18 protein-coding genes are annotated in these 16,014 nt (G+C 60.0%); 9 read left to right on the top strand and 9 right to left on the bottom strand.

Features of this window, described 5'->3' with window-relative positions:
- The first annotated feature begins 16 nt into the window (after nucleotides 1–16).
- From QKB66_RS08735 to QKB66_RS08720, 4 genes are all read left to right on the top strand, one after another.
- On the top strand, nucleotides 17–1,426 hold the full coding sequence (locus QKB66_RS08735) for an aldehyde dehydrogenase family protein (RefSeq protein WP_070823382.1): 1,410 nt from the start codon (nucleotides 17–19) through the stop codon (nucleotides 1,424–1,426).
- 30 nt (nucleotides 1,427–1,456) lie between these two features.
- Nucleotides 1,457–1,720: a hypothetical protein gene (locus tag QKB66_RS08730; protein WP_061925390.1), complete on the top strand. Its 264-nt coding sequence runs from the start codon at nucleotides 1,457–1,459 to the stop codon at nucleotides 1,718–1,720.
- Nucleotides 1,717–2,499 (top strand): zeta toxin family protein, encoded by a 783-nt coding sequence (locus QKB66_RS08725; protein ID WP_414253128.1) that lies wholly within the window; start codon nucleotides 1,717–1,719, stop codon nucleotides 2,497–2,499. Before QKB66_RS08730 ends, QKB66_RS08725 begins: the two co-directional genes overlap by 4 nt.
- Nucleotides 2,500–2,756: 257 nt before the next feature.
- Nucleotides 2,757–3,731, top strand: a complete 975-nt coding sequence (locus tag QKB66_RS08720) for an NAD-dependent epimerase/dehydratase family protein (RefSeq protein ID WP_070587036.1) — start codon at nucleotides 2,757–2,759, stop codon at nucleotides 3,729–3,731.
- 264 nt (nucleotides 3,732–3,995) lie between these two features.
- Here the strand turns inward: QKB66_RS08720 and QKB66_RS08715 are convergent, their stop codons facing one another.
- A complete protein-coding gene (locus QKB66_RS08715; RefSeq protein WP_198530976.1) occupies nucleotides 3,996–4,355 on the bottom strand; it encodes a VOC family protein in 360 nt (119 codons plus the stop codon).
- A 104-nt stretch (nucleotides 4,356–4,459) separates the two neighbouring features.
- Between QKB66_RS08715 and QKB66_RS08710 the strand changes: the two genes are divergently transcribed.
- On the top strand, nucleotides 4,460–5,185 hold the full coding sequence (locus tag QKB66_RS08710) for a TIGR02391 family protein (RefSeq protein WP_061925377.1): 726 nt from the start codon (nucleotides 4,460–4,462) through the stop codon (nucleotides 5,183–5,185).
- 490 nt (nucleotides 5,186–5,675) lie between these two features.
- On the opposite strand, the gene QKB66_RS08705 is transcribed toward QKB66_RS08710, so the two are convergent.
- Entirely contained in the window at nucleotides 5,676–7,568 is a 1,893-nt protein-coding gene (locus QKB66_RS08705) for a heavy metal translocating P-type ATPase (RefSeq protein ID WP_061925373.1), read from the bottom strand.
- Nucleotides 7,565–7,924: a Cd(II)/Pb(II)-sensing metalloregulatory transcriptional regulator CmtR gene (gene cmtR, locus QKB66_RS08700; RefSeq protein WP_046646453.1), complete on the bottom strand. Its 360-nt coding sequence runs from the start codon at nucleotides 7,922–7,924 to the stop codon at nucleotides 7,565–7,567. Before cmtR ends, QKB66_RS08705 begins: the two co-directional genes overlap by 4 nt.
- A gap of 406 nt (nucleotides 7,925–8,330) precedes the next feature.
- On the opposite strand from cmtR, the gene QKB66_RS08695 reads away from it, so the two are divergent.
- Together QKB66_RS08695 and QKB66_RS08690 are read left to right on the top strand one after the other, a co-directional pair.
- The gene (locus QKB66_RS08695; protein WP_200896708.1) at nucleotides 8,331–8,522 is read left to right on the top strand and encodes a type II toxin-antitoxin system RelE/ParE family toxin; all 192 of its coding nucleotides are present in this window, start codon (nucleotides 8,331–8,333) and stop codon (nucleotides 8,520–8,522) included.
- Nucleotides 8,523–8,556: 34 nt separating this feature from the next.
- Nucleotides 8,557–8,817 (top strand): HigA family addiction module antitoxin, encoded by a 261-nt coding sequence (locus QKB66_RS08690; RefSeq protein ID WP_061925715.1) that lies wholly within the window; start codon nucleotides 8,557–8,559, stop codon nucleotides 8,815–8,817.
- 54 nt (nucleotides 8,818–8,871) lie between these two features.
- Here the strand turns inward: QKB66_RS08690 and arfB are convergent, their stop codons facing one another.
- From arfB to QKB66_RS08670, 4 genes are read right to left on the bottom strand one after another with little or no spacing between them, the layout of a single operon-like run.
- Nucleotides 8,872–9,315 carry an alternative ribosome rescue aminoacyl-tRNA hydrolase ArfB gene (gene arfB, locus QKB66_RS08685; RefSeq protein WP_061925370.1) on the bottom strand — a complete coding sequence of 148 codons (444 nt, stop codon included), beginning with the start codon at nucleotides 9,313–9,315 and terminating at the stop codon, nucleotides 8,872–8,874.
- Nucleotides 9,316–9,346: 31 nt separating this feature from the next.
- Nucleotides 9,347–9,937, bottom strand: a complete 591-nt coding sequence (locus QKB66_RS08680) for a putative glycolipid-binding domain-containing protein (protein WP_201040779.1) — start codon at nucleotides 9,935–9,937, stop codon at nucleotides 9,347–9,349.
- Nucleotides 9,865–10,320, bottom strand: a complete 456-nt coding sequence (locus tag QKB66_RS08675; RefSeq protein WP_034657303.1) for a Fic family protein — start codon at nucleotides 10,318–10,320, stop codon at nucleotides 9,865–9,867. Before QKB66_RS08675 ends, QKB66_RS08680 begins: the two co-directional genes overlap by 73 nt.
- Nucleotides 10,320–10,652 (bottom strand): Fic/DOC family N-terminal domain-containing protein, encoded by a 333-nt coding sequence (locus tag QKB66_RS08670; RefSeq protein WP_227485928.1) that lies wholly within the window; start codon nucleotides 10,650–10,652, stop codon nucleotides 10,320–10,322. Before QKB66_RS08670 ends, QKB66_RS08675 begins: the two co-directional genes overlap by 1 nt.
- Before the next feature lie 354 nt (nucleotides 10,653–11,006).
- Here QKB66_RS08670 and QKB66_RS08665 point away from each other — a divergent pair, with 354 nt between their 5' ends.
- Nucleotides 11,007–12,566, top strand: a complete 1,560-nt coding sequence (locus QKB66_RS08665; protein ID WP_414253127.1) for an ATP-binding protein — start codon at nucleotides 11,007–11,009, stop codon at nucleotides 12,564–12,566.
- Here the strand turns inward: QKB66_RS08665 and QKB66_RS08660 are convergent.
- Together QKB66_RS08660 and QKB66_RS08655 are read right to left on the bottom strand one after the other, a co-directional pair.
- Entirely contained in the window at nucleotides 12,541–13,191 is a 651-nt protein-coding gene (locus tag QKB66_RS08660) for an MOSC domain-containing protein (RefSeq protein WP_046646462.1), read from the bottom strand. The genes QKB66_RS08665 and QKB66_RS08660 overlap by 26 nt on opposite strands.
- A gap of 29 nt (nucleotides 13,192–13,220) precedes the next feature.
- Nucleotides 13,221–15,737 (bottom strand): hypothetical protein, encoded by a 2,517-nt coding sequence (locus QKB66_RS08655; RefSeq protein ID WP_414253126.1) that lies wholly within the window; start codon nucleotides 15,735–15,737, stop codon nucleotides 13,221–13,223.
- A 20-nt stretch (nucleotides 15,738–15,757) separates the two neighbouring features.
- Between QKB66_RS08655 and QKB66_RS08650 the strand changes: the two genes are divergently transcribed.
- Nucleotides 15,758–15,883 (top strand): hypothetical protein, encoded by a 126-nt coding sequence (locus QKB66_RS08650; RefSeq protein ID WP_414253125.1) that lies wholly within the window; start codon nucleotides 15,758–15,760, stop codon nucleotides 15,881–15,883.
- The last annotated feature ends 131 nt before the right edge of the window (nucleotides 15,884–16,014 follow it).

Here is a 16,014-nt window from a genome sequence, read left to right as displayed (position 1 = left end):
CGACCAAGGAGAATAAATGTCGCAGTTCGCCACTTATGAAGATCTTCTCGCAACCATCACCGCTGATGAGGGCCGCGAAATCATCAACCCGGCCACCGAAGAGGTTGTGGGTGTCGCGCCGGAAGGCAACGTTGAGGAGCTCAATGCGGCGGTCGAGCGTGCGGTTCAGGCGCAGAAGTCCTTTGCAAAGCTCAGCGATTCTGAGCGCTGTGACCTCCTGCTCAAGGCTGCGGACGCCATTGAGGCTTCCGCGGAGCCGCTGGTGGAGCTGCTCTCCCGCGAGCAGGGCAAGCCGCTGAACGGCCCGAATGCTCGCTTCGAGGTTGGTGCGTGCTCCGCGTGGCTGCGCGCGACGGCGTCCTTCGAGTCCCCTGATTACACCGCTGTCGATGATGACATCACCGCGACCGTGCACTACCGTCCGCTCGGCGTCGTCGGTGCGATTGGCCCGTGGAACTGGCCGATGATGATCACCATTTGGCAGATTGCCCCGGCCCTACGCATGGGTAATGCCGTGGTGGTTAAGCCTTCCGAGTACACCCCGCTGTCCGTCCTGGCGCTCATCAAGGTCTTTAATTCCGTGCTTCCGGAAGGCGTCCTGCAGGTTGTCACCGGTGACGGCGCGGTAGGCGCAGCGCTGACCACTCACGCGGACATCGACAAGATCATGTTCACCGGCTCCACTGCGACCGGCAAGAAGATCGTCGAGTCCTCTGCCGCGAACCTGCAGCGCCTCACCCTTGAGCTCGGCGGTAACGATGCGGGCATCGTGCTTGACGACGCCGACCCAGCCGCCATCGCCGGCGACCTTTTCTGGGGCGCGTTCATCAACACTGGACAGACCTGCGCGGCTATGAAGCGCCTGTACGTGCCGGAATCGCTTTACGACGCCGTCTGCGAAGCCCTCGTCGAGGTAGCCAAGGCCTCGCCGATGGGTGTGGGGTTGGAAGAAGAAAACGTGCTCGGCCCGCTGCAGAACAAGCAGCAGTTCGACATCGTGGACAAGCTCGTCAACGCCGCCAAGGACTCCGGAGCCCGCGTGCTGCTGGGCGGTGACCCGGACTATGACGCGCCGGGCTACTTCTACCCCACCACCCTGGTGGCGGACATCGACCCGGATAACGCGCTGGTCGTCGAGGAGCAGTTCGGCCCGGCACTGCCGATTGTGAAGTACACAGACCTGGATTGGGCCATCGAGCAGGCCAACAAGCTTGACGTGGGCTTGGGCTCTTCCGTGTGGTCCTCCAACCGTGAGCGCGCTCTGGAAGTTGCCGCGCAGCTGGAGGCTGGCACCACGTGGATCAACAGCCACGGTGCCGTAGATCCGCGCGTGCCGTTCGGCGGCATCAAGTCCTCCGGCTACGGCGTGGAGTTTGGCACCGAGGGCCTCAAGGGCCTGGCCTACCCGCAGATTATCAACGGCTAAAACCGCCGTGGCGCTGCTCTTCTAAGCGCCATGAGCACCGCCAACGTCCCGGAGATCGAGTACGCAGCCTTCGACGCAATGAAGGAGGTTGCGTCCTCGCTGAAAGCTGCCTATTTCCACCAGCAGCTTGCGACCGACAGTGAGCTAGAAATTAAGTATTGGACTGCACAAGAGGATTTTGTCCAGCGCATTGTGAGTGGTGTTGATAACACCGACCTTGAGGAAATCCGTGCCGCAGCGGAATTCTTTGCTCGCTTGCTCGATGAGCTTGAAACCCGCGCAAAGGTGGCGTGACAGTGCTGAAGGCTGCGGATTTTCCGGTCGATGATGCTTTTAAACGCCGCGTCCTTGAGCGGCGTATCGCGTATCTCTTTTGCCAGCCATCCGCGGAACCTGAGGTCATCTACCTAGCAGGACAACCAGCATCGGGAAAGTCTTCGGTGATTGAGACGCTTACGCACGACCATGTTGTCCTAGCTTCGGATGAATTGCGTAAGTATCACCCCGCCCTCGACGAAATCATGGAGCGCGACCCCCTGCGCATGGATGTGCTCACCAACGGTCCGGTCCCCTATTGGATGTCCTCGCTGATCGAGGATGGCCGGCAGCACGGCCACTCCCTCATCATTGAGAACACGCTGTCCAACCCGGAATTCATCGCGGGTGAGATAGCCAAGTTTCGCTCCGCGGGTTTCCGCGTGAGGGTCGTGGGCTTGGCGGTGGCGCAGGAGGTCTCCAGGCTCGGTGTCGTCCAGCGCTACCTGGAGGCGCAGCGCGTGAGCCGCTACCCGCGCTGGACCAATGAGGTTTCCCATACGTCGGGCTTTAAGGCCATCGTCCCAGGGCTTCAAGCGATTGCCCCGCTTGTCGACGACCTCGAGATCCGCACCCGCGACGGCCGCACCTTGAGCGGTATCGAGGATATTGAAGCCGAGCGCGCAACCTGGTTCGACTCCCCCGCCATTCGTGCTGATTGGCTGGCCCGCTTCGACAGCTGCGACTTGAGTGGCCTTGAAGCGGAGAAGCTCACGCACAACCTCGTGGCTGATGCAGAGCGTATCCGCAAACTTTAAGGCTGTGCCCGTGGAACTGCGCGCCCGGTAGGCGGTGAGAGCTTCGTGTCAAAGCGGCTGCTGGCGAGCTAGCGGTCTGCGAGGTCGAGCAGGCTGAGGATGTCGTCTGCGTTGAATTTAAGTTCAATGTGTAGGTTAGCCGAATAAGAAGCTCTGACAGATGGTGGGGTAATCCTGCTCTGACATCTTATTCCAGCTTGGATGCGCTGGGATTAGGACTGGTCACGTGTGAGAAGGTTTCGTGTACAACTAGTGACATGAACTTTTTATTGCTCGGTGGTACCGGTTTCCTTGGAGGACACATTGCGGCGGCAGCAATCGACCGAGGACATCAAGTTACTTGCCTCGCGCGGGGTAACGGGAAGGTTCCCAACGGAGCCGAATTTGTGAGTTCAGACCGTGACCGTGACGGTGCGTACGATGAGGTTGCGGGGAAAACTTGGGACACCATTGTGGATCTGACGAGTCAGCCGAAGCATGCGCGGGATGCGGCGACGAAACTCCAGGCCAAGCATCGTATATTTGTGTCTTCGAGCAGCGTATATGAGGACCAAGGAAGTATTTCTTCCGAGTCTGATTCCGTAGTCACTCCGCTTGAAATTGACTACATGGAGAACATGGGGCAGTACCCAGCCGCAAAGTCTGCTTGCGAAACGATATATCGCAGCACAAATCGGTCGGTAATGGTAGTTCGCCCCGGTCTGATCGCCGGCTACGGCGACGAAACAGGGCGCAGTGGTTACTACCCGTATCGCTTCGCGCATCCCACGGGTGAGAACGTTATCGTCCCAGACCCAGCGTTTCCCGTCGCTATGATTGATGTGAAAGACCTTGCAGGCTGGATAGTTGAATCTGCAGAAGTTGGGACTTTCGGAACCTTTAACGCTACGGGGTTTGCTACTTCCTTGTCTGATGTGTTCAAGATTTCGCGTGAGTTAACCGCATCGGAGGCTACGGAGCGACCTTACTCTGATGAACTGCTTCTCGCTAATGATGTAACCCCGTGGATGGGTCCAAAATCCTTGCCGTTGTGGGTACCAGGTGAACAGTTTCGCAACATCGCGCTACTCGATTGCGCCGCAGCCTACGAAGCTGGCCTGCGGATTCGTCCGTTGAAGGAAACATTGGCGGATGCGCTGCGATTCGAAGAAGAACAGCAGGGTGAAAGACTTGCTGGACTCAGCGATGAAGAGGAAGTCGTGCTTCGCCAGCGGTTAGAAGATGGTATTTAGCTTCGGAGGAACAGTTTTAGTTGCAGTCGGGACCGTACTAAGTTGGTTTTCGTTCCGCGACTGACTGTGAGAATGAGTCCGAATCTGACTTGAGGGGGACTTCGGCGGTGCTAGCTCTTCATGACGCGGAACGATCTAGCCTGCGGAGGCTGCCTTTCCGAGCAGGAAACGCCTTGCGGCACACTTTTCGGCTTCTCGAATCGCTTGCAACTGAGTGAGGTAGCCTTCTTTCGCCACTCCGTCGAGTTTAAGTTCAATTTGTAGCTAGGCCCCGAGGTTGCCCACGCAGAACTCGTTGCCTTCCGGATCCTGCATGACGGTCCACACCAATCCCGGCGCCTCGTGGGTGGTGAGTTCGGTAGCGCCTAGGTCTTTGAGGCGCTCTACCAAGGATTCGCGCTCCGCCCCGCCAACGTCGATATGCATGCGGTTCTTGCCAGGCGTGGGATCCTCAACGCGCTGAAACCCTAGCGCCGGGGTCGAATCGACCATCACGAAATCGCCGTAATCCGCGGCGATTTCGCAGCCGGTTGCGACCGCCCAGAACTCGGCGAGCCTAGACGGATCGTGGCAGTCGAAGGTGATTTGGCGGATGATGAAGTTGGCGTCGCTCATGGTTTCCATTGTGGGCGCGCGTTAGCGCGCCTGCAATAACGAGGGGTGTTTCTGGTTGGGGTATCAGAACAGTTCTCTCCGGCCATGTCAGCCCCATACGTCATAATGGAGGCATGGCCGAGCTAGACCCCGAGTGGGCGATCAATGAGATAGACGCGTTCCTGCAAGTCACAGAGAAGGTAGTCCCCGACATGGGCCCGGGCATCGCCTACCTTGGAACCGTTATGAGCGGATCGCCGACTGAGGCTGCGGCACGTGCCCACGTCGTTGAAATGATCCTTGACCGAGCGCTTCCCGGGTGGAGACAAGGACTCCCAGTCCAGGACAAGGAGTATAGCTGGCTGAGGGACCAAGCCTCCCGGGCCAAGACAGTGCTTGAACGTAGGTCTGAACTCGCTGAAAAGCTCGGAGACAACACGCCAGACTTAGACGCCGCCAATCTGCATCCGTGGGCGTGGGAGAATGGCAAGGGTTACTGGAATCATGGGCACTATCATCAAGCCGTGATGCAGGCTGCCATCCGCATCAATGCAGAGACCCAAGCGAAACTGAACCGCCTAGACATATCTGAAACAGCACTTTTCAATGAGGCGTTTTCACTCCATGATCCGAAGCGTAATGTGCCGCGCCTTCGGCTTATGGAAAATGATGGCAGTAAGACGTTTGAGAACCTACATCGGGGCGCCCGCGCCTTTGCAGAGGGCTTGTACGCGGCTATCCGCAATCCCGGGATGCATGTTCCACACGACGGTGGTGAGGAGCAAGTCGCGTTGGAGCAGCTCGCGGCTTTCAGTCTATTGGCTCGCTGGGTTGATAAGGCTACCGTCCTGGAGGGGTGACTACATCGGTTTACGGAATAGCAGTCTGCTTTGAGCGAAGGATGTGGAGCACGAACGTCTGTGATGGGGGTGCCGGGCGCTCAGTCGGCAAGGCCGTACAGGGACCATCGCCGTGGCTGTGTGCAAGGTTCATGCCAGCGAGTGGGGTGGGGTCCAGAAATGATCCTCGCACACGTTAAATAGCGACGACACTCCGTCGAGTTCAAGTTCAACGTGTAACGCGAGGCGTTAATGACGTTTCGCGTTATTGGGGTAGGTTGAAGAGCGCTGTCTCTAACTCCGGTTTTCGTTCGGCCTCGGTCCATTCCGCTACCTCGTGTGAAGAATCTGCAAGCGTTATCGGGCCGTTGAACTATTAGGTTCACCCACAGTTCCCGTGCCTGCACGCATCGAGAAGGACCAGGTGGTGAACTCGAATGACTCGCCTGGTCCAACGTGTGTGTGCGCTCGGCGCGTGGTTTAACCCTTATAAGACTTGCCGGTCACAGCCTCAGCGTTTCGCTCGTGCAGCCCGCAGGCCGTTCAAGATCACGATGACTTCGGCGACTTCGTGTACCAACACGACGGCGGCCAGGCCCAGTACACCGCTGATCGCCAGTGGCATCAACACGATGATGATAGCCAGAGACAGCACGATGTTTTGGTTGATGATCCTGCTGCCTCGGCGGGCGTGCTGCAGCGCCTGCGGGATCAGCCGGAGGTCGTGGCCAGTGAAGGCGACGTCAGCGGACTCGATCGCGGCGTCAGAGCCGGTCGCTCCCATCGCAATGCCCACCGTTGCGCCCGCCAGTGCCGGCGCGTCGTTGATGCCGTCGCCGATCATCGCCGTCGGCGTCTTGGAGGAGAAATCGGCGACGATGCTTGCCTTGTCCTCCGGTCGCAGCTCGGCGCGCACGTCGTCGATTCCAGCGATTTCAGCCAGCGCCCGGGCGGTGCGAGTGTTATCGCCGGTGAGCATGCTCACTTCCACGTCGTTGTCGTGCAGGGATTGCACGGCATCGGGCACCTCGGGCCGCAACTCGTCGCGCACCCCGATCGCCCCGGCGAGAGCGTCATCGACGGTGACTAGGACGCAGGTCTGGCCTTCGGACTCCATACGCTCAACGTCCGCCTTCAGTGGCCCGGCGTCGATCCATCGGGGGCTGCCGACCAGCACCCGTCGGCCTTCGACGGTGCCGCCGATGCCATGACCGGCTTCCTCGCTGATATCCAAGGCGGTGGGCGCTTCGGGCTCCGCTGCCACGATCGCCGCGGCGAGGGGGTGCGTCGATTGCTGCTCAACCGCCGCCGCGAAGGAAAGCACCTGCGCCCGATCGAATCCGTCTGCCGGGACCACTCCGGTAACCTCGGGCTGGTTGCGGGTAAGGGTTCCGGTCTTGTCCACCGCCAGGTGACGGATGCCGCCGAGCCGCTCGAACGCCGCGCCGGACTTGATGACCACGCCGAACTGGCTGGCCGCGCCGATCGCGGCCACGACCGTCAGCGGCACGGAGATTGCCAACGCGCACGGCGACGCTGCGACCAGGACCACCAGCGCACGGGTGATCCACGTCTCGGGGTCGCCCAGCAGCGAGCCAATCACACCGACCAGCACCGCCAGGATCATCACCCCGGGCACTAGGGGTCGGGCAATCCGGTCGGCGATCCGGGCGCGGTCACCCTTCTCCGCCTGCGCCTTCTCGACGAGATCGACGAGTGTGGTCAGCGAGTTGTCCGTTCCAGCTGCGGTCGTCTCGACCTCCAGCACACCGGCGGAGTTGATCGCTCCCGCGGGTACCTCGTCGCCGGGTGCGACCTCCTCCGGAATGGATTCTCCGGTGATCGCTGAGGTGTCAAGGCTGGAGCGTCCGGACCGAATGATGCCGTCCGTGGCGATCCGCTCTCCGGGGCGCACGAGCATCAGCTCGCCAGCCCCAAGGTCCTTCGCAGCGACCTCGGCCGTCGTACCGTCGCGCAGCACGGTCGCGGTTTGCGGTACCAGCTTCAACAGTGCCCGCAGTCCGCCTTGGGCCCGGTCCATCGCCTTGTCTTCAAGCGCCTCGGCGATCGAGTACAGGAACGCCAGCGCCGCGGCCTCTCCGACGAAACCAAGGATCACCGCGCCGACCGCGCTGATCGTCATAAGCAAGCCAATGCCGAGCTTGCGCTTCGTGGCAAGGTTCCGGATAGCGCCGGGCGCGAACGTATACGCCCCTAGCAGCAGGCCGACCCAGAACAGTACTGTCGCGGGTGTCTCTAGCCCAGACCAGTCCAGCGCCAGGCCTATGACGAGGGCTATGCCGGAGAAGATCGGCAGTAGCAACTCGGGGTCCTTCCACCATGGCCGATCGAGATCTTCGATTTCCGTGGCTGGTTCGTGTTCGCATCCACACGCTGAAGTCATGCGTCCACTCCTTTTCCGTCGCAGCCGGGCACCGAGCACTCAGGGTCGATGCACGGGGCGTTTTCGTCGACAGCCAGCGTCGCGTTCACTAGCGCGTTGAGCGCTGTCGCGAGGTGCGGATCGGCGATTTCGTAGCGTGTCTTGCGGCCCTCCGGCTCGGCGACGACGATGCCGCAGTCACGCAAGCAGGTCAGGTGGTTCGAGACGTTCGAGCGGGTCAGGTCTAGGTCGCGCGAAAGCACAGCCGGGTAGCTCGGGCCGTCGAGTAGGGTCATCAGGATTCTGGAGCGCGTCGGATCAGCCATGGCCCGGCCGAGCCGGTTCATGACGTCGAGGCGCGAAGCAATAGTCAGCATGTGCTGAACAATACAACGTGTGCTGAACTATTCAAAATGCACTGAACTGACGGTTGCGCGAAGGTCCTGCGACCTGCAAGAATTAGTCGATGGGATAGCAGATGACTGATCCTTTGTGGTTCGGCTGCCACCCAACGCGGGAGCGACGTGGGCGGCGAGGTTCTCCAGAATCTTCACGTTGACGTCCACGCCATCCCGCAAAACCTTTACGTGTTTCCATGTGCCCATATGTTCTCTGTGTGCTGACGTAATTACAGTTTTCTGATTGTTGCAGGCTAACGAGAAAGTAACTTTGCAACTACATACCGTGGAGTTCAAATTTAACGTATAGCGTTATTGACGCTTCGCGTTATGGGGGATAGGGTCAAGCCGGATCCAGTCGTTCGCTGACAAGGACACTGAGCGTATGTGGAAGCTGCGCCAGCTTGGGTACGCGCAGACTCTTGATGAGTTACGGATTCCCCCGGGAAACCGGCTTGAGGCGCTCAAAGGCGATCGCAGGGGTCAACATAGTATTCGCATCAACGACCAGTGGCGGATCTGTTTTCGGTGGTCCGCCGCGGGGACAGAGGAGGTTGAGATCGTTGACTACCACTGACAAGCTCCCTCCGGTTCACCCCGGTGAGGTCCTCATGGAGGACTTTCTCAAAGGAATGGGGCTCACCCAGCACAAGCTCGCCGTCTCCATCGGCGTTCCGCCCCGCCGGATCAACGAAATTGTTCACGGTAAGCGCGCTGTAACCGCTGACACGGCCCTTCGTCTAGCGAAGTTTTTCGAGATGAGCCCCCAGTTCTGGCTCGGGTTACAGGCTCAATATGACTTGGACGTGGCGGAAGACAAGATCCTCTCGGAAATCGAGCGGATTCAACCGGTCCAAGCTGTCTCAGCGTAGCGGTTACCCGAACCAGGTCCGTCAGCGTGAGGATATGCACGCGGATGGTTCGAACTAGGAAATTTGGGGCCGCCGTCGCGTGGACTTGAGTTCCGAGCGCCGCTTTTTCGCTTCGAGACGGCGTCGCACCGAGCTCTGCGTCGGCTTGGTCCTGCGCCGCGGAGGAGGAAGCGGAGCGAGCGCCTCGCGCAAGAGGGTGGCCATGCGCTCTCGCGCCTCGGTGCGGTTACGGACCTGCGAGCGCTGCGTCGACGCGCTCACGGTGAGCACTGTGCCGTCCAGGCGGTGTTCGAGGTTGTGAAGGACGCGGCGACGCTGGGCGTCGGAAAGCGATGAGCACGTAGCGATATCGACGGAAAGCTGCACTTTGCTGTCCGTAGTATTGACGCCTTGGCCACCTGGTCCCGACGACTTCGCGAACCGCTCCGTCAGGTCGGCGGCGACGATGACCAGACCCCCGGGGATCCCTGGGCCAGGCGCGATGGTCAGGTCGTTCATACCGCCCAGCTTAGTTAGAGTTGCTTCCGGATCAGACCCACCGTGCGAGATCAGGGTAGTGTACGACCACGCCGCCACCGTCGACCTCCAACTCGACGTCGACTCCCCGTGTTCCGCTTTCATATCGGGCAGTTTCAGCATCGACGGAGCTGTAGTACTGGTCTGATGCGATCACCTGGAGGGACGGTATATCAATCCAAGCCATGATCAGCTGCGTTTTCGGAACCTGAGTCTCAAGCAGCGTCAAGCGACGAATAGGCATTGTGTTGGTGAGAGGGCACAGACCGAGATCGCAATCGAGTGCGGCTTTCAGGTCGGCTGACTGGACGATACCGGGGGAAGGCAGCTCTTCAGGCTGGGCGCCCTCTTCATTGGTTTCCGCCGACCACACGCCTTGTTCGGACCTAAACAGCTCGAGGCTTCGCCCCCATCCGTCGCCTTCAACGTTCACCGACACACGTTCGGTCATCCAGTTCTCCGCGGCGCGCAGCTCCCACGTGGCCTCGTATCCATCGCCGTATTGCACTCCGGAAGCGGTCAAACCGGCTCCTAAAAAATGAACTGCGGCCTCGTTCCGGATGAGGGGAGTCTCGACATGCTCCCACTTATACGTGCGCTCCATGGTGAGGATTTTACAACGCTCGATGGTGCGAAAAGGCAGGTAGCTTTCGATTTGGACCGCGTACCGAGGAGGAGGCTTACCGGCAGAATGGTGTACTTCGTAAGCCCGCGGCGCAGAAGAATTCCATGAATGAGAGCAGGGCCAACGTGCCCGTTGCCGTCTGCAAAGGGATGAATCGTTTCAAACTGAGCGTGAGCAATTGCGGCCTGGATGAGAGCACCGTGCGAAGCGCCATCGAGGTAAAGACATAAGTCGTCCACGAGGTCATGGACTAGGCCTGGGGGCGCTGGGATGAACTCGGCCCCAATGGGTGTGTGGTTACTTCCACCAATCCAGTTCTGAATAGTGCGAAGACCAGTGGGGATAGAGCCCTTCTCCCCCATCAACTCTCTTTGGAGCTTTTCAAGAAGGCCGATGGAGATGTTGGTTCGGTGGCAAAGCTCTTCTCAATGGAACACAGAACGGTGAGGTTACGCGCAACCTCTTCCGCGCTTTCCTTAAAGCCGCGGACTTCCTCCTTTTGGGCGAGTTCCGCGAGGACAACCTTGTCGACGTTGGGCGCAATACCTTCAATGCGTGAGGAAGAAATCGCCTCAGAACGCATGAGTAAGCGGGCCACAGACTCCAACTGGCCAGAAGCAGCATGACGGTTGAGATTCAAGATCTCTCGCTCGATACGTGCTGCCCGGCTGGTGAGCTCTGGGGAAAACTCCATGCCTTACTTACAAGATGGTCAGGGACATAGACCTAAAAAGGGCCTCCGGCCTTATCGCGCCGGGGAGTGCCGGAGCCTGATTCGGGGATCCAGCTCTCGGTAACGTAGTGAGGCTTGTAGAGGCTATCCATTCGTCAGACAGCAAATGAGTGGTTGGATAACTCTTATCCAACCACTCATTGCGGTTTATGCGCTAGATAAAGCTTAAACATACGGGGTTTCAGGGCCATACTTTGGCCTCAATGAGAATGTCAATGACACCTCAATGGGAAGATCAATGAGAACTCTTGTCATTGAAGAGGAATGAAGTTAGCATTGAGCCGTCATTGTTAACATTGAGGGCGGGTATTCATCGTGAACAATTGGTCCGAGAATCAGCTGAGAGAGCTATTGGCTGAGCTTGAGTTGCGCGGCGGCGATTCAACAACAGTCGAGGTCAAAACCGCTCAAGGGGGCATTCCGGACTCTCTACCGCAGACATTGTGCGCGTTCGCAAACATGCCGAGTGGCGGCCTTATCATTCTCGGTGTCAATGAGAAGGAAGGATTCATTGTCACTGGCATTGAGAATCCTTCGGAGATGGAGGCTGCTCTGGCCTCGCAGGCGCGTCATGCCATCACCCCTCCAGTCACAGTGCATACCGACAGTGTGGCAATAGATGGCACGCATGTCGTGATTGCGGAGGTTACGGGTCTTCCGATTATTGATAAGCCTGCTATCTACAGGGGAGAAGCGTATCTTCGAATGGCTGATGGGGACTACCGTATGAGTGCCTCGGAGCTGCGCATGATGGACGTGGCAAAGCTGCATGCCGAAGAGGCAGTGTCCTATGACACGACGATTGTGGAAGGCACGAGCCTTGCAGACCTAGATAGCGACGTGGTGCAAGATTTCTTGGTTCAGGCGCGGAAAAAGAATCGGCGACTATCGGGACTTACTCAAGATGAGGACGTCTTACGGGCGCTAGCGGTGACGACCGCGACTGGAGAGCTGACCCTTGCTGGCCTGTATGCGCTGGGTTTCTATCCCCAAGGACATTTTCCCTCCTTAGCAGTAACGGTGGCGCAAAGGCTACCAAATGGTTCGAAGCACGGGCGAGTGCTGGGGTTGGAGACCTTTGAGGGGCCCGTTCCGGTGCTGTTGAACTCGGTAATGGGATGGGCAAGGCAACGTTTAGCCGCCGTACGGCGATATCGAGAGGACGGATCAATGGTGGAAGTTCCTGAACTTCCCCTTCCGGCCATTCGAGAGGCCGTGGCTAATGCATTGGTGCACCGTGATCTTGGGCCAAATACGTTGGGTGCGGGTAAATCGATTGATGTCCGCCTACTACCGGACAAGATGGTTATCTCCAGTCCAGGAGGCCTACGGGATCTGACGGTTGAACAGCTCAAGTCGAGAGATCTGGCGCGCCAGGAGATTAACCAGCGGCTCTATAGGCTGTGCCGATATCTCAAAGCAGACGATGGCTCTTTTGTTATTGAGGGCGAAGGCGGCGGCGTGCAGCTCATGCTGGATGCCGCGCGAGAGCAAGGACTACCGGAGCCTGACCTGATAGATTCTGGCGTGCAATTTACGGTGAAGATGTGGCGGCCGGACACTCGTGGAGAGGCCCGTATCTGGGAGCCACTACGCAAGGAGGAATCAGGCACCGGCCCGGAACGACGAGTGGATGCACCAGTGACCTTGGAACGCCTGGGTGTTAACGCCCCGCGCGTAGCGGAGGCGCTGCGTACGGCGGCACAACCGCTGTCTATCGGCGAAATAGAAACAGCCACAAACCTTACTCGAGCGCAGGTCCGATATGCGCTGAAGTCACTGGTGAAGGCACGATTCGTGCGTATGGATGGCACGCGCGGTTCACAAGCGACAACCTATGAATGGCTAGCTAACCGCGGGGCTGCAGGCGCTTAACCAGCTGATCGTGGTGGACTGCGGCAAGGCAGCCGGCGTCGACGACGCGCCGTGCTAGCTCCTTGTCCCCCATCTTGGCGGCAAAGGCCATGCCCATGGTGATGTCATGGTCGGGGCGGCCGATGAGCGTAATCTCATCGCCTGGGTTGATGCGGCCGGGCTCGATGATGCGCAGGTAGGAACCGCAATCGCCACGCTCAGTGAAGGACTTGAGCCAGCCGGGCTCGTCCATCCAGCCGGAGAAGGTGGCGCAGGGCGTGCGCGGAATGGAGACCTCGAGCACGCACTCCCCCACCTGAATCTGCTGGTTGATCAGCATATTCGGCCAGGAGATCCCCTCGGTGGTGAGGTTCTCCCCGAAGTAGCCATCACGCAGCACGCGGTTGAGCGTGCCCTCCCAGTAGTCGAGCTCCTCGCGGGCATAAGCGTAGACGGCCTTCTCGGCACCGCCGTGGTGGGCGTGGTCACCGATGGAATCCCCCACCACGCCGGAGCCGTCACCGTAGTTGGGCCCAGGTATCTCCAGGTCCAGGAAGGGGCGTGGCTGCTTATCGATGCCCGTGTACTCGTGTCGCCCATGCGGCTCGGGGCGGCGGACAGCGACGTTCGTGGAGATAACCTTCATGCTCACCTATTGTGGCACACCTCACGCGCTCACATGTCGCGATCGCGGAAGAGAGCTTCGGCCGTCACGAGGTCGTAGAAGAAGAGGCGGGGGGCGAGCGGCATGACGTCGGCAAGCATGGGCATGTCCTCCTTCAGCAGGGCGTTTTCCGGGATGGCGCCGTGGGCCACCGCGCGGGAAGCCAGCGCGAAGGCGTAGGAGATATACGGCATCCACGCGGCGGCGTTGAGCTCGTCGGCGGTGTTGCCGCTGCCAAAGGCGCTCAGCGCGATGAGCGTGTGGCTCACGGACATGTCCACGCCGGCTTCCTGAACAATCGAGGTCAGGGCCGTTGCATCCTTGCGCAGCTTCTCTACGGAGCCCAGGGCGTCGAGCGGGCCGTTGTTGGCAAAGCATTCGCGCAGCGCGACGATGCGGGCGGCCTCGCTGGTGAGGTCATCTACCTCAGGCGAGAGGCTCGGTGTGGTGGCGGCCGCGAGCAGCATCGGGCGCGTCAGGCTGTCGACGCCCGAGGTGCGCACTGTGGCGAGCTCTTCCGGCAGTGCGGCATCGGATGTGACGGCGCCCAAAAGGCCAGGGTAGTTATCCGTTGCTGGGTTATCGCTGGTGACGTCCATGTGGAACAAACGGGTGCGCACCAGGGAACGAGCCTGCTGGTTAACGCTCACACCAGACTGGCCCAGTGCCTGCACGGCTGCGGCTGGGTCGAGGCGCAGATTGTCGATGATGCTGTCGAACATCGCCTGCAGGCGCGGGTTCGGGCTGCGCTGCGAGAGCACGTGCAGGGAACGGAAAGCGTCCCAGAGCTCGAGCGGGGTCCACTCCTTCGAGGCCAAGGCTGGCTCGGCGGCGTCGGCACCGACTACGAGCGAGGCGCTCGACGGGCGCGCCGGGGCGGCGAGGTTGGAGGAAGCCTGTAGCTCGCGGACGTCGACAAGCAAAGTGCCCTCGAGCTCAGGAGCTTCGAAACCGGTCTCGTTTGGCTCAAGGCGGGTTGGGGAAACGGTTGGGTTGGCCAAAGGCCACGCCCATCCCACGAGGTCAACGGGCTCTTCGAGGTTCTGCTCGATCTCGATGCCCTCCCCAATCAGGCCGCGGCTGGCCAATGGGGACTTGCGGACGGTAGCCAGCGCAGCATAGATGAGGCTCGAGGAAGCCGATGCCTCATACTCCAGCACGCGGCGCTCCATGCTGCGGCTCAGGTGCGCGGCGCGCTCCTTCTCAGGCAGCTCGGCGAGGTAATCCTCGTAGGACAGCGTGGACCACATGAGGAACAGCTCGCAGGAAGCCTGCTTGCGCACGGCGCTGACCAAAGCGCCATTCGGCACGGACAGGTTGCGCACCGGCTGAGTGGTGCGGGAGGTACGCGCGAGCTCCTTGATTTTTTGGCGGGAGTCGATGGTGACGAACTTCGCTAGCGGTAGCGGGCGCGGGGAATGGACGCTGAACTGGGCGTCCTGGTCCAGTTGACCTGCCAGGATGACCGGCTTTTCGTAGTGGATGGTCGGCTCCAAGCCGATGCGTTTGACGCGGGTGAAAAGGGCCTCCGGGATGACGTCGAATTCCAGCTCGTAGCCGGCCTCGCTGGCCACTACCTCGCGGCGGGAGACCTCCGTCTCCTGGAAAGTGCGTGCCTTCTTATCCAGCACGATGGGCTTCTTCGGCGGCGAGGCGAGCAGGTAACCAAACGCGGAGTGCTTGCCCAAAGCATCGATGAAGCGGAAGTCGGTACCGCGCGGGCCCTCGTTCCTTGCGCGCATGTGCAGGCCCTCGGCCATGGAGATAAAGCGGACGTCGACAAGCGTGTCCTCGTGGTACAGCGAGACCTCGTAGCGGCCGACCCACGGATCCTCGTAGAGATCGGAGGGGAACGCCTCTGCTATGCCGGTGCCGAGGGTTTGCTCGGAGATCTCTTCCTGCTCGCCGTCGACAGGCGCATAGACCAAATCGAGGCGCCACTCCCCTTCTTTGTACAGCGTTACCTTCGGCGACTGCGTATAAATCGGCTCGCCGTCCAGGCCCTGCGCATTGGGCAAGGTCTTGACGGAAAAGTCCCACTCAAAGAACACTTGCTTATCGATGTCCACCGGCTCGCGCTGTGGCACCTCTACGCGCTGTGGCAGTGGACCAAACTCCCAGCCCGCCCAGATAGCTAGCGGCGTGGCATCCTCCAGGGTGCCCTGTGGGGCGAGCAGCGTGGACTGATCGTGGATGATAAACGGCGCATCGCTGCTGATGCCGGTGAAGTTAAACTCCGGCGCGAGTGGTTCCTCGCCGTCCATGAGGGTTACCTGGATGGATTTGAAGGGGCCGGGAATGCCCACGCGCAGACGCTCGCCGGCTTCGAAGACGCGGACGGAGTGTGGGCGATCGATGAAGTGGGATTCGACGCGCCACTGCGGTTGCTCCAGTTCGTGCTCTGTGAGGTCTGGCAGTGCGATATCCAGGATGCGAGTCTTTGGGTCAAGGCTTAGGCGAGGGGCCTGTTCGAGATAAGAGGACTGTTCAATTGCCGTGGTTTCCAAGCACAGAGTCTCCGCATTCATTTGCCCCATAATAGGACAATTTGCAGCGTGTTGGTAGTGCGCTGGTAGCGGGCTGTGGCGGCTTGCGTGAGGTCATGACGGTGTTGGGCTATGAACTGCACATTGAAGCACGACGCCTGGGCCTCGAATCCGTGATTGGGTACTGAGCGTGCGATTTATCGTCTCACACGGCAACTGCCGGACCAAATGCAACCGCGCTGGCGGGAAATACTTTTACGTTGCCGGAGGAGCGCACGCTACTCGATGGCGTAACCGTCGGCGGAAAGGACCTAGCTGA

Origin of the sequence: Corynebacterium sp. c25Ua_89 (genome assembly GCF_047459735.1) — a bacterium.
Lineage (GTDB): Bacteria > Actinomycetota > Actinomycetes > Mycobacteriales > Mycobacteriaceae > Corynebacterium > Corynebacterium simulans.
This window is presented reverse-complemented; position numbering and strand designations above follow the sequence as displayed.